The sequence below is a fragment of the Companilactobacillus paralimentarius genome, from assembly GCF_963227125.1.
GTDB classification, from domain to species: Bacteria; Bacillota; Bacilli; order Lactobacillales; family Lactobacillaceae; genus Companilactobacillus; species Companilactobacillus paralimentarius.
Genome location: NZ_OY724131.1, coordinates 2,421,871 through 2,435,248, shown reverse-complemented (window position 1 = coordinate 2,435,248; position 13,378 = coordinate 2,421,871). Strand labels below are relative to the sequence as shown.

Here is a 13,378-nt window from a genome sequence, read left to right as displayed (position 1 = left end):
GTGAATAAGTTACACCTTGGATTATCTTTTGTCAAACGTCTTTTTAAATACTGTTAGTGACATACCAAGTTACGGTTCCACTGTACTTTCCAACCTCGCTAATTCCAGTTTGTTTCAATAATGGTCCGGTATTATCTGTCCAGCTTTTTGAAATTACTGTTGTTACTAATTGATCGCTAGCAACGTTGTTTTCGGCAATGGGGACTTCTTCTGAAGTTAAGTCATAAACAGTTCCATCTTTTTTTCTATAAACTAATGTTCCATTAAATTTGACATTGCCTTTTTTTATTTCTGAGGTTGAAACGGATAGTTTCCAAGGATTTCTTAAACTTGTAACGCTGACGGAAAAACCACTTTTTCGTTTTAAATATTCATTAGTTGATAAGTAGTTAGCATCTTGAAAGTCTAGATTTTTTGATGCATTCACGTCTAAAAATTTATTTTGTAAAACATTAATAATATATGTAACGGTGTTTGACTTAATATCGTCCTTGTCCGTAGCGGTGACAGTGACTTTCTGAGTAGTTTTTTCTTTAAAAATGTTCCAGAAATCATCACCGACAATGCTTCTTAAAGGAATAGTTCCAAGGGCTGATGTATCGGTGGAGTTGGCTTGAGTGCTGGCGTTATATGTTTTATCACCGACACTTATATCGTAACGAATAGGATCTTCTGTTTTGAAGTGGTGGTTTTTGTCATAACTGAGCTGTGTGGGTAAATTTAAATTTTCGTTAGCATCACTATAGACGATATTTATTGGATCAGGATTTTTAAAAGTTAATAACCAATTTTTTTGATAAGTGACTTTGAAGTTTGGAGTACTAGTTGTAGAGATTTGATTCTCACCTGAGAATTTGGCTGGTTCTTCAGGTACGTCGATATCGTGGTCAGTTGTATTATCGGCTATGCCATTGATTGAAATGTCAGCACTGGTATAAGCGGTATCACTAATCTTACCTAGGTTCTCGGCTAGATTGAATTTCAAAGATTGAGCATTTAAATTCGTACCACTAATGTATTCAGTTTTGGTATTTCCATTTAAGCTATTTTTGTAATTAATTGTGGCAATATTGCCATTACTATCAGAATCATAATTAATATTAGTTGGTAAATCAATTTCGGCAGCAATTTTATTCCAATCAACACGACTATTTTCAGTATCATAATTGACATTATAGTTGATTGTTAATTTATCACCATGAGCAATATTCTTATCGGTCGAGTCATCTGTAATCACTTTACCCAAAGTATTATCAGTAATAGATGCTTTTGCATCAGCGTGAACTAGCGCAGGGATTGATTCGAATACTACCAATTTACTGTAAATACCACTCGATTTTCCATTGGCACCGGTAAATCCCCAATATAATTTATTGTCTTTAATATCTCCAAAAATATTATGATCAACGTCTACAGTTTGATCAACTCGAGGATATCCACCAAGATTACTACTATCATTGTTAATTGTTCCATCTAAATATTTATCATTGAAAGCATATTTTATTTGCGCTGGTTTCCCATCTGAAGCGTGTTTCCAAGTAAAGGTAACATGATGCCAATAAATAGGATTATCGTCTGTACCAGCATCAACTAATTGTGCCGACTTGGCTCCAGAATGAATGATGGAAGCAGCACTCGTAAAACCCTTCCAGGCAGAATTGGATTGATTGGAAACTCCTATAGGCAAAAGCGCATAACTAGTTGCTAAGCCAGGGTAAGTTACTGCAATATGTCCGTATCCACCACTAGCTCCGAATTTAGAATTATTGGGGTACGTAGAAGGAATGGGGAATTTATTAGCCGTATCCTTTGTATCGTACCCATTTAGTGTGTAATAGTAAGTACCTGGAAAGATTAATCCCGATTCATAATTGAGTTGGATGGGAACTTCGTCTCTTGATGAAAGAGCATCGTTTATTTGACTATCGAATTCTAAGGCCATACTGTTTTTAACAGCTGTACTAGCAATATAATCGGGGGTAGCTACAGTAGGAGATCCTTCTGTAAAATAATAATATGAGGTAGTTGCCTTGTCGTATCCATAAACGCCAAGTCCTTGATAACCAGCTCCCATAGCGTTATAACCGCGAGGATCGTTTTGTAAAACTAAGGCCATTCCTTGACCGTTTAAAAGTTCATTATTAGTGGCTGCACCAAAATATAACCAAGCAGAGACGGTTTGATCCTTACGGATATCTATGTAATTTCCAGCTGAAGTGTCTGACCAAGCTGCTCCATATGAACCAGAACCAGTAGCTAAATCGAGAACTTTTCCATCTTTAGTGGTTTGAGCGTCATTATCTTTAAATGGATCGTGTATATCACTATTTAGGGGCGGAGAAATTTTAAAAAACTTATGAATATCAAGTCCTGTAGGAGCACTGTTAATTGCTTCCTGATCCTCAGTGGCACTGTCGGCTAAAGTAGTAGTTGTTGTCGTTGTTAATGAAAGGAAGAATAATAGAGTAATCCAAATAAGTATTGGCAAACACTTTAGGACTTTGAATACATCCATATAATCAATTCCTTCCTCGAAAAATAATTACAAGTTGTAATAAAGGTTATCAGCCTTATTATAGCAACGGAAAGATTGATTAAAAGATGTCTGAAATTTCTATCACCGTTATATAATGGCTAGAAACTAACTGGCACAATTATTTGAGGAAAAGTAGTTCAATATAAATTTATTTAATTTTAGAAAGCAAAAATATTATCTATAAATATTGTTAAACCGGCTTATATTATAATTATTAATTTTGAAATTTTTATTACTATTAAAAGAATAAAACACAAATTCACACCGTTGTATGAGTTTGTGGCGTTATAAAAAAGATACTATTCCAAAGGAAGAGTATCTCTTTTTTTAAATTCTATTTAGTTGTATCAACAATATTATTTGGCTTAAGTCCTTCAATCAAAGCTTTGTTTGAATCGAATGAGGTCGTAATCATATTGTGAATAGCTGTTTCTGTATAGAAGGCACTATGTGGAGTAATGATAACGTTAGTTCTCTTAGCTAGATTCTTGATCTTTTCGTTTGGAATGTTGTCAATACTACTCCAAACTTTACCAAAGACAGAATTTTCATTATCAAGAACATCAAGTCCAGCTCCAGCAACTTTACCACTGTCTAAGCCTTTAATTAATGCATCAGTATCGATCAATTCACCACGGGCACAATTGATGATATAAACACCATCTTTCATTTGTGAAATGGCTTTGTCATTAATCATATATTTATTAGAATCAAATAATGGAACATGCAAGGTAATAATATCAGATTGTTTATATAATTCTTCTAAACTATCCACGTATAATCCTTGTTTTTTGATATCGTCGTTGTGATAGACATCGTAAGCTACGACTTTAGCACCGAAGCCTTGCAAAATTTTGATAACCACGCGACCGATATGTCCAGTACCAACAACACCGACTGTTTGTTCACGATACTCTTTACCAATAGTAGGAGCCCAAGTGAAATCACCATTGTCAAATTTCTCATCGAATTCAGGCACACGGCGTAATAAGCGACCCATCAAGAGAACGGTATGTTCAGCGATGGCATTTGGAGAATAAACAGGTACATTTGTTAAAGTAAATCCAAGATCATTAAGATCTTTGAAGTTGAAGTTATCAAAGCCGACATTACGGATTGAAATATACTTAATACCTAATTTATTAAGTACTTCCAAAGCTTCTCTGGTGTAAGGTGAAGTCTGTAATGTTACGACACCGTCAGAACCCTCAGCTAATCTAGCTGAATCAGCTGTTAAAGTATATTTAGTGAAGCCTACTTCAATATTAGGATTAGCCTCTTCCCATTTTCTTAAAGATGGTTCTTCGTCTTCACGAATTCCATATGCAAATATTTTCATAAACGAATATTCCTCCTTTTAACGCACACCTTTATTAAAACAAAATTGTGAAAAAAAAAGAAGCCGAATCCATTATCCGACTCCAAGAGTTAAATTATTCGGTATCATAACGATTTAATACATAAATGGCTATGATAACAATAACAGCACCAATTACTTCAGCAAGATTAACCGCGTAATGAAGGAAAATCACACTTAAAATTAAAGTAGTGAATGGTTGTACGGCATCAGTGATACTAACAATTGCGGCTGTCGTATATTTAGTACTGATAACCATTAATAGAAAGGCTAGAACAGTACCAAGCAAGATAACTGTACCAACACCAAGAATACTTCCGGCAGTCATCTTTGGAGCGTTGACCCAGAAAGGATTGAACAGATTAGAAATTAATCCAGCAATTAACATTCCCCAACCAGTGATCAAAATTCCATGGTACTTAGCAATCAATTTTTGTGGAATAGTAATATAAAGTGCAGCAGTGATACCACTACCAATACCCCAAAGAACGGAAATAAACGGAATTGAGAGATGTCCCAAGTCACCACGAGTAATCATAAGGACAACACCAATTAAAGCAATGACAAAGGAAATTACGTCCACACGTGAAGTTTTCTTTTTAGTAAAGATTATGGCACCAATCATGATAAACAAAGGTGAGAGGTACTGTAAAATTGTCGCCGTCGATGAATTACCGGTCTTCACAGCGTGAAAAAAGGTAAACATATTAGCTAATAAACCAAAGACTGAAAAGCTAACTAGAGTTAGAAAATCTTTTTTATTTTTAAAAACGGCAAAGAATTCCTTTTTAGGTAAAACGACTAAGCCAACTGCTAACAAAAGGATACCAGCTATAAGTGTTCTGGTACCAATAAACCACATTGTAGGAATATTTAAGTTCTTAGCAACGAACTGTAAAACGGTACCTGAAACTCCCCAAAGAGCAGAAGCACAAAATGCTAACCAGAAACCACGATCAAGGGTCTTCTTGGCCAACTTTTTACTTTCATCCATTAAAAAACATCCTCCTAAAAAATCAATACTTTATTATACCCGTGGTTATCAAGTTTTGACTATTCTTTTTTTTATATCATGGTGTTTATCAGAAATAGGTATGTAACAGAGGTAGCTTTAAACGGGCATTATTTAAAATTGGTACGTACCATATTTAAATAATTATAAAATTAATTTAACTTGATTTCGATGATTTTTACCTGATAAGAACCATCTGGTGCACTGACTGTTACAATATCATCGACTTTATGATTTTCCAAAGCTTTACCAATCGGTGAAGCAAAAGAAATTTTATTTTCGGTCAAATTAGCTTCCTGTTTACCGACAAGTTGATAGGTAACTTGGTCATGATCATCCAAAAATTCAACTGTTACGAATTTACCAATGTCGAGCTTATCATTATCAGCAGGGACGACGACATCAGCGTACTGAAGCTGCTTGTATAGAAAACGTAAACGACCTTCCAAGTGACCAAGATCTCTTTTAGCAGTTGAATATTCAGTATTTTCAGAACGATCTCCTAAAGCCGCCGCGGCAGCCAATATTTTAATTTTTCCAGGACGGATTTCTTTCAAATGCTTGATCTCTTGCTCAATAGCTTTATATCCGGCAGGAGTCATTTTGTTAAATGTTGGTTCCATTTTGAAAAACCTCGATATATTAATATTTCTAAGTAGAAAGATAGTTCAAATTAAATTTGAAAGCAAGGGCATAAAGTGAGGTAAGGAGTTGCCCATATGGAGATAATTATAGACTATAAAATATAACAAAAAATCCCTCCAACTCATCAAGAGTCAAAGAGATTATCGTTTAATTTTATAGGTTGGCATCCATATTGAATGTAAGTTTTGAAAGATTGATACCCTTTGTATAAAGTTCACCAAAGAAGTCGTGTGTCTTGTCTCTCATTTCCTTAACAACCTTTTGGTTTCTGTCAGTTAAGAATTTAACTAATTCGTCACCTGAATAGTTAGCGGCAAGTTTATCAGTTTCGGCAACTGAAGCACGTAATTGTTGACGAATATCTGTTAAGTAGTCGATATCATCTTGGATGAATTCACTATAGTTTGATTCAACAAGAACAGATAGAGCGTTATACATCCAATATGCATCCTTGAAGTTAAACTTGAGTGAAGCGTCGTTATATGAATCGTCTGTTTCATTCATGTTTGTGTAGAATGGAATGTATGGTGTAAATGTTGGGAATCCAATACATAACCACATGATAGCAGCGTATTCTTCAGGTACATCATTTCTGATTTGAAGAACATGTGAGTTTTGAGTTCTGTTCAAACCGATTGGACGGTAACGATGTTTGTCATCCTCTGAAGCATATGGACTATATGGGTCATAAGGTGTTTCGTTGTAGTGTGAACCTAGAACATATTCAATATCATCAACAGTGATCTTGTGATCTGTCTTCATGATGAATGGTAATTCACCATCTTCTGGATCTTGTTGAATCTCAGGGTTGAAGTACTTTTGACCAAACCAAACACGTGGTGTGTTGTAGTGACGGTCTTTAAGATTGTCTGTACCAAAGATATGTCTGAAGTTGAAACCAGTCTTGTCTGTGTTCAAATGGTTCTTTTCAACAAATTCTTGGATTCCTTCTGACCACATGAATTCATCAGAGTTATTGAAATCAACTTGTTGGATAGAAACGCGGTTAGCGCAAACGGCATAACTGTCATCAGGGATTCTTTGAGCTACCCAGTGATGACCTGTAACGATTTCCATGTACCAAACGTCGTCTTTGTCACTGAATAGAAGTGAGTTACCAGCAGGTGAACCAAACTTCTTAATGAGTTCACCAGTACGTTCAACAGCACCTTTGGCTGAATCAACATAAGGAAGAACCATACGAACAATAACGTCTTCGTCCATACCATCTTTAACAAGTGGGTCAAAGGCTAATGCACGTTCGTTACCGTAAGTACTTTCAGTAGCTGACATAGCAACGTTCTTACCATTGATACCACTTTCGTCATAGTAACCGAATTTCTTGTAGTCAACGTTAGGAACTGCAGGCCATTTGTAGCCATTTTCGGGAACTTCGGATTCGAAGCCGTTTAACCATGACTTAACTTTGCGACCTTTTTCACCTTTAACAGCAGGGTTTAATACGAAACTGTGTGGGGCAACGGCAAAAAATGTATCGTCATTTCTGGCGATCATTGTTGAACCGTCGATACTGGCGTTTTTACCAACTAAGATAGTTGTACAAGCGTCATCTAAATGATTTTTATTCATCTCTTAGAATTCCTCCTATTTTATACTGCCTTCATTCTATCATAGATAATGTTTTAATTAATCCAAACTTCGCCTTTAATAACTTTCAGAAAAGATGTTATAATTTTCTAAATATAGGAGGGGCAATAATGGATCTTAATATGAATGATAAGAGCGATTCTTTTTTTAAGAATCTGCTATTAGGATTTCAACATTTACTAGCCATGTACTCAGGAGATATCTTGATACCGATCTTGATCGGTGCATCTTTGGGCTTCAGCGCTAAGGAAATGACATACTTAATCTCAGTAGATATTTTTATGTGTGGGGTAGCCACACTGTTACAAATTAAACGAACACCTTTGACTGGGATTGGATTACCGGTTGTTTTGGGATCGGCGGTCGAATATGTAACACCGTTACAAAATATAGGACATCACTTTGGAATAGCCTATATGTATGGCGCTATTATCGTGGCTGGTATTTTTATCATGTTAATTTCGAAAGTATTTGCCAAATTAAAGAGATTTTTTCCACCAGTCGTTACTGGTTCTCTAATAACTTTGATTGGATTTACTTTGATACCGGTAGCTTTCCAAAATATTGGTGGTGGCGATGCCACTGCTAAGGGGTTCGGTAACTCAACTAATCTAATTTTAGGATTTTCAACAGCATTAATTATTGTTGTCATAAGTATTTGGGGTCGTGGATTTATTCAACAGATCGCCGTTTTGATTGGTATTGTGGCTGGATATTTAATGGGGATCGGTATGGGTCAGATTGGTTTTGCAAGTGTCGGTTCTGCACATTGGTTCCAAATACCACGTCCATTTTACTTTGCAACGCCTAAGTTTGAGTGGTCATCAATTCTTGTTATGCTCTTAGCAGCTCTAACATGTATGATTGAATCGACTGGTGTTTACTATGCTTTGGCTGAATTGACAAAACGTGATTTGGATGAGAATGATTTACAACGTGGATATGCCTCAGAAGGTTTAGCGGCTATTCTTGGAGGGATTTTTAATACCTTTCCATACTCAACTTTCTCGCAAAACGTTGCGGTTGTTCAATTATCAGGAATTAAAAAGAACAAGCCAGTTTACTTCTCAGCCTTTCTCTTGATCATTTTAGGGTTGATCCCCAAGGTCGGTGCAGTGGCAGAATTGATTCCTAATGCTGTTTTAGGTGGTGCCATGTTGATTATGTTTGGTACCGTTGGTATTGAAGGTATTAAAATGCTATCTAAAGTTGAAATGAACAATAATAATATTATGATTATGGCTGTTTCAATCAGTTTGGGACTTGGAGTAACAGTTCAACCAACTCTACTCCATTTCTTACCATCAACACTACAAACTATTTTAAATAATGGTTTAGTTGTCGGAAGTTTTTCAGCAATTATTTTGAATTTACTTTTAAATTCTAATAAAGAAAAAGCTTAATTTTTTTCACAAACTTTGGTCATATTTTCATCACATTTAGTACGTATACTTATCGATAAATTAGATGAGCATACGTATTTTTTTACGTAAAGGAGTGATAAATATGACTGAATATAAATACATAAGTACCGTTTTAAATAAATTTGATCTGCCACTGGAGATTAAACTGGCAGTACCTAAAGAAGAAAATTTTGACCAGACAATTTTGGACCAAATTGTTAAGCAAGTCGATATTCAAGTTAAAAAATATGACGAATTGTTCTCGGTAGAGAATAGGAATTCGTTCCTAAGTAAATTTCAAGATGGTGATGAAACGGCCTTGATGATTTCAGAAACCTTTAGAGAAGTCTATGAACAAACAATCACAGCTGAACAAATGACTCAACATTATTTTAGTTCCTACTATAATGGCAAATATGACCCAGTTGGTTTGTTAAATGGTTGGATCATTGATCAACTCTTCAATCAATACTTAATTAAGCTACTCAGTGTGGACAATATTGATGGAGTATCCTTGAGATGTGGTGAAGACGTTCGTTTAGCTAGTCGACCTGATATTGATTTCAATTGGCGCATTGCTATCAAAGATCCCAATAATTTGGATATTTTATTGGCAACTTATTTTTTGAAGAATGGTGCAGTTTCAACTTCTAATGAAGTTCACAGTTTGAGAAAAGAATCCAGTAATATTGAACAAGTAACGATTGTAACTAACAATACCTTAGATGCTAAGATTTGGTCTTCAGCGGGAATCTCCGCGGGAACTAATAAATTTCCACAATTTATCGAGAGGTACCATCTGACCGGGATGATCGTTGATAAAAATCTCGGTATGGAAAGTTTTCGTGATGGGTTTACAGACAAAGTAGCTTTAAAATAAGATGTATAACGACGTTATACATCTTATTTTTTTGTCATTTTATTCTAATTTTAATCATAAATAATTCAAATTCGTCCGATATAATTTGAATTGTATTAAGAATTAGAAATCGAGGTACCCTAATGAAAAATGAAAAGTATTATTTAAAAACTAAAACAATCAATCAAATGAATATGAATTTTTTAATTAAATTAGCAACATTAACAACCAACGTTACCGTTATGGAGCTCTTAAAAGTGGCAACGGAAAGAATTGATGAACGTCTGCAAGAAATTGATCGTCAATTTTCTGCTTTTAGATATGATTCTTTAGTATCCAAGTTTCAACGTGGCGATCAGAAACCTCTGACAACTTCAAATGATTTTAAACAAATTTATAACTCGGCTATACTGTCAGAACAAATGACTAATGGTATTTATAGACCATATTTTGCAGGTAAGTTTGATCCTTCAACCATAGTTAGAAGTTGGGCAATTGAACAGGTTTTCGATGAAACACTCAAACCGCTCTTGAAGAATCCTGAAGTAGTAGGAGTTTACTTAAGTGGTGATCAAAATATTAAATTTGCTACCAAACAAGATTCTGACTTCCGTTGGGAAATTAACATTCCTAACTCTGAAGAAATTTTGACGACTTATTATTTGAAAAATGGCGCTATTTCAACCTTCGAAAATGATGAATTTTTAGGTAACACTTATAAAATGAATCAAGCCGATAACCATCAGACAACCGTTATTAGAAGCAGTTTGATTGAAGCCAGTATTTGGGCTCTAGTAGGTTCTTCGTCCAAGAAAGAGGAATTCATGTCCTTCATCAAACATTACAATTTAACCGGTATTGTTGTTGATAAACAGGATAATGTTTTGAATTTCAATTTAGGTTCAATTATTGATAATAAGGAAATTTCAGCATAAAAAAGAGCTTTCTAGAGATTAATCTAGAAAGCTTTTTTTTGATAATAAATTAGTCGTCCCATTCTTCAACAGAATCAACATAACCATCAGGGTTACCACTCCAGAAGAAATCACCATACCAAAGGCTTCTCTTATCATTATCGAAACCGTTGATTTCCTTCATATCGGCATCACTTAGTTCAAAGTCATAAACATCTGAGTTTTGAACAATTCTTTCTTCGTGAACTGACTTAGGAATGGTAATAATACCATTTTGTAAGTCCCAACGAAGAATAACTTGAGCAACTGACTTGTTGTACTTGTCAGCAATTTTCTTTAATCTAGTATCACCTAGAACGGAGCCACCACCAAGTGGAGACCATGCCTCAAGTAGAATATTGTTTTCGTCACAGAAGTTCTTGATATCAACTTCTTGGCAAAGGGGATGATATTCCATTTGGTTAACAGCGGGTTTGATTGAACAATTCTTAAGAATGTCCTTTAATCTTTCAATATTGAAGTTAGATACACCAATAGCACGTGCCTTGCCTTCTTTGTAGATTGTTTCCAATGCACGCCATGTGTCCAAGTATGTGCCATCTACTGGCCAGTGAATCAAGAGAAGATCTACATAGTCTGTTTGTAATCTCTTTAATTGACCTTCAAAGTTGTCGAGTGTTGATTGATAGCCTTGGTCACCATTAAAGATTTTTGTTGTTAAAAAGATGTCTTCACGTTTGAGACCATTATCTGCAAAGCCTTTTTGTAATCCTTCACCAACACCAGTTTCATTACCATATTGTTTTGCAGTATCAATAGCTTTATAGCCGTGTTTCAAAGCCCATTGGACAGATTGAGAAGCACCTGTATTATTTACTTTCCAAACGCCCATACCTAGTTGGGGCATTTCAACACCATTATTCAAAGTTACAGTAGAATCCAATTTTAAATTCATATTCTAACCTCCTATGATTATAATTTTAACTCAAATATAACTGTGATACTTGGAATATTGCTTTTCGTTTGGTATAGTTCAGTTTGAATGCGCTATCATTAATATAGAACGCATTGCTTTTGGGGGAATATATTAATGAGAAATAAATTCACGAATGTAATTGAAAATAAGAATGAGATCAAGTCTAAAATTATCAATCTATCTGCTACCCTAAATTTGCCCAAAGGAACAGAAGCTTTTATCAGTGACGTTCATGGTGGTTATGATCGTTTCTCACATATTATGCGTAGTGGTGCTGGTAATATCAGTAAAAAGGTATCAGAGGTCTTTTCTGGTAAGTTGATGCCAGTCAATCAAATGAAGCTGTCATGTTTGATTTATTATCCATCCGAAGTCCTAAAAGAAACTAAGAATAAAATTACCGATGCAGATGAATTAGAGCAGTGGTATATGGATTCGTTCAATAATTTAATTGAAATGCTACGTTATGTAGCAAATAAATATCCTAAAAGCCTCGTGCAAAAGGCCATTCAACCGGATTTTTGGGATATCACTGAAAACCTTTTGATGATTGATACTAATTTCAAGGATAAACGACTCTACTATCAAGGTTTGTTGTCGAGTATTGAACGTTTAAATATGGCTGACGACTTTATTATTGCTATCAGTCATGCGATCCAACGTTTAGCAATTGAGAGAATTCACATTGTTGGAGATATTTATGATCGTGGATCACATCCCGATTTGGTGATTAATTATCTGATTAACCACTGGCAAAATTTTGACATTCAATGGGGAAATCACGATATTCTTTGGATGGGAAGTATGGCGGGATCTAAACTATGTATGCTCAATTTGATCCGAATTTGTGCGCGTTACGACAATCTAGAATTATTAAATGATGCTTATGATATTGACATGACTTCTATGATTAAACTGGCTCGTCACAGCTATCGTCCATTACCGAACTTCGATCCAAAAGTAGATTTAACGGGCATATCTGAGGAAAATCGAATCACTGATAATTGTGTTCAACAGGCTGCTACTATTATGCAATTTAAATTAGAAGGGCAGGCTATCAAGCGTCGCCCTGAATTTGAGATGAACGATCGCCTATTTTTAGACAAGTTGAGTCAGGACAAAAAATCAATCAAAATTGATGGTAAGGATTATCCAATTGATAATGGATGTTTCCAATTAGTTAATCCGGGAAATCCTTATCAAATTTCACATCCTGAACAAGTTGTTTTGATCGATTTGATCAATCAGTTTATCCATTCAAGTAAACTCAACGAACATATGTGGTTTATGTACGACCACGGCTCAATGTACCTCAAACATAACGGTAACTTGCTGTTTCATGGTTGTGTACCAACGGATGAGCAAGGTAACTTTGTCAAATGGAAGATCGATGGCCGTAATTATCTAGGTAAAGATTTAAGTGACTACTTCCAAATTATATTGCGGGATGCAATGCGTCATCCAACAACGGGTGACTGTTTCAATTCCGATGTGCTCTGGTATCTTTGGTGTGGAAAAGATTCGCCATTATTTGGTAAAGATAAGATGACCACTTTTGAACGTTACTTTATAGATGATGAGGAATTACAGAAAGAAACTTTGAATCCCTTCTATAAATTATGTAAAAAAGAGTGGTTTGCCGATCGAGTTAAAGATGAGTTTGGAATTGGTGAAGAAGGCCACATTATTGTTGGTCATACTCCAGATGCTGACGAAGAAAATCTTCCTATTATGTCTAAGGGTAAGATTATTCAAGTCAATGGTGGTCGTCCAAAGATGGAGCATAACGGGGGCTTTACGCTGTTGTATGATTCTTATGGAATGCAACTATTAAAGTTGAAACCATTTATTTCTTTGTCAACTTCATTAAAAGACTTAAATGATGTAATTTTGAAACGAAAGATTGTTGAAAATTCAATCGAACGAAAAGTTGTTATGGACACCGATCGGGGAGATAAAATAAAACAACAAATAGCTGATTTGTCAGCAGAACTAAACGATTAGAGAACGGAGCAAACCGGAAGAAATTGGCCTGCGTAGCTCATTTCCACTACAAAACATAGAACAC

Annotated in this window: 10 protein-coding genes; 4 read left to right on the top strand and 6 right to left on the bottom strand. The window is 35.2% G+C overall.

Annotation, left to right across the window (positions count from 1 at the left end):
- Positions 1-43 precede the first annotated feature (43 nt).
- From ACI6PB_RS11995 to ACI6PB_RS11975, 5 genes are all read right to left on the bottom strand, one after another.
- Positions 44-2,515, bottom strand: coding sequence for a hypothetical protein (locus ACI6PB_RS11995; protein WP_404351082.1), 2,472 nt, complete (start codon positions 2,513-2,515; stop codon positions 44-46).
- 355 nt (positions 2,516-2,870) lie between these two features.
- Positions 2,871-3,875 carry a D-2-hydroxyacid dehydrogenase gene (locus ACI6PB_RS11990; RefSeq protein ID WP_309510652.1) on the bottom strand — a complete coding sequence of 335 codons (1,005 nt, stop codon included), beginning with the start codon at positions 3,873-3,875 and terminating at the stop codon, positions 2,871-2,873.
- Between the two features lie 94 nt (positions 3,876-3,969).
- The gene (locus ACI6PB_RS11985; RefSeq protein WP_025085126.1) at positions 3,970-4,887 is read right to left on the bottom strand and encodes a DMT family transporter; all 918 of its coding nucleotides are present in this window, start codon (positions 4,885-4,887) and stop codon (positions 3,970-3,972) included.
- A 170-nt stretch (positions 4,888-5,057) separates the two neighbouring features.
- The gene (greA, locus tag ACI6PB_RS11980; protein WP_025085125.1) at positions 5,058-5,528 is read right to left on the bottom strand and encodes a transcription elongation factor GreA; all 471 of its coding nucleotides are present in this window, start codon (positions 5,526-5,528) and stop codon (positions 5,058-5,060) included.
- A gap of 175 nt (positions 5,529-5,703) precedes the next feature.
- Positions 5,704-7,140: a C69 family dipeptidase gene (locus ACI6PB_RS11975; RefSeq protein ID WP_404327475.1), complete on the bottom strand. Its 1,437-nt coding sequence runs from the start codon at positions 7,138-7,140 to the stop codon at positions 5,704-5,706.
- Positions 7,141-7,268: 128 nt separating this feature from the next.
- On the opposite strand from ACI6PB_RS11975, the gene ACI6PB_RS11970 reads away from it, so the two are divergent.
- The 3 genes from ACI6PB_RS11970 (at position 7,269) to ACI6PB_RS11960 (ending at position 10,355) form a co-directional block, all read left to right on the top strand.
- Positions 7,269-8,561: a nucleobase:cation symporter-2 family protein gene (locus tag ACI6PB_RS11970; RefSeq protein WP_034544070.1), complete on the top strand. Its 1,293-nt coding sequence runs from the start codon at positions 7,269-7,271 to the stop codon at positions 8,559-8,561.
- 103 nt (positions 8,562-8,664) lie between these two features.
- On the top strand, positions 8,665-9,441 hold the full coding sequence (locus ACI6PB_RS11965) for a hypothetical protein (RefSeq protein ID WP_404327474.1): 777 nt from the start codon (positions 8,665-8,667) through the stop codon (positions 9,439-9,441).
- Positions 9,442-9,563: 122 nt separating this feature from the next.
- Positions 9,564-10,355 (top strand): FAD:protein FMN transferase, encoded by a 792-nt coding sequence (locus ACI6PB_RS11960; RefSeq protein WP_025085121.1) that lies wholly within the window; start codon positions 9,564-9,566, stop codon positions 10,353-10,355.
- A gap of 49 nt (positions 10,356-10,404) precedes the next feature.
- On the opposite strand, the gene ACI6PB_RS11955 is transcribed toward ACI6PB_RS11960, so the two are convergent.
- The gene (locus ACI6PB_RS11955; protein WP_025085120.1) at positions 10,405-11,289 is read right to left on the bottom strand and encodes an aldo/keto reductase; all 885 of its coding nucleotides are present in this window, start codon (positions 11,287-11,289) and stop codon (positions 10,405-10,407) included.
- Positions 11,290-11,424: 135 nt separating this feature from the next.
- Between ACI6PB_RS11955 and ACI6PB_RS11950 the strand changes: the two genes are divergently transcribed.
- Positions 11,425-13,314, top strand: a complete 1,890-nt coding sequence (locus ACI6PB_RS11950) for a fructose-bisphosphatase class III (protein ID WP_025085119.1) — start codon at positions 11,425-11,427, stop codon at positions 13,312-13,314.
- The last annotated feature ends 64 nt before the right edge of the window (positions 13,315-13,378 follow it).

Coding starts and splice junctions, on each gene's coding strand:
- ACI6PB_RS11985 (WP_025085126.1), bottom strand. CDS start 4,887: ATGGATGAAAGTAAAAAGTTGGCCAAGAAGACCCTTGATCGTGGTTTC.
- ACI6PB_RS11975 (WP_404327475.1), bottom strand. CDS start 7,140: ATGAATAAAAATCATTTAGATGACGCTTGTACAACTATCTTAGTTGGT.
- greA (WP_025085125.1), bottom strand. CDS start 5,528: ATGGAACCAACATTTAACAAAATGACTCCTGCCGGATATAAAGCTATT.
- ACI6PB_RS11970 (WP_034544070.1), top strand. CDS start 7,269: ATGGATCTTAATATGAATGATAAGAGCGATTCTTTTTTTAAGAATCTG.
- ACI6PB_RS11965 (WP_404327474.1), top strand. CDS start 8,665: ATGACTGAATATAAATACATAAGTACCGTTTTAAATAAATTTGATCTG.
- ACI6PB_RS11950 (WP_025085119.1), top strand. CDS start 11,425: ATGAGAAATAAATTCACGAATGTAATTGAAAATAAGAATGAGATCAAG.
- ACI6PB_RS11990 (WP_309510652.1), bottom strand. CDS start 3,875: ATGAAAATATTTGCATATGGAATTCGTGAAGACGAAGAACCATCTTTA.
- ACI6PB_RS11955 (WP_025085120.1), bottom strand. CDS start 11,289: ATGAATTTAAAATTGGATTCTACTGTAACTTTGAATAATGGTGTTGAA.
- ACI6PB_RS11995 (WP_404351082.1), bottom strand. CDS start 2,515: ATGGATGTATTCAAAGTCCTAAAGTGTTTGCCAATACTTATTTGGATT.
- ACI6PB_RS11960 (WP_025085121.1), top strand. CDS start 9,564: ATGAAAAATGAAAAGTATTATTTAAAAACTAAAACAATCAATCAAATG.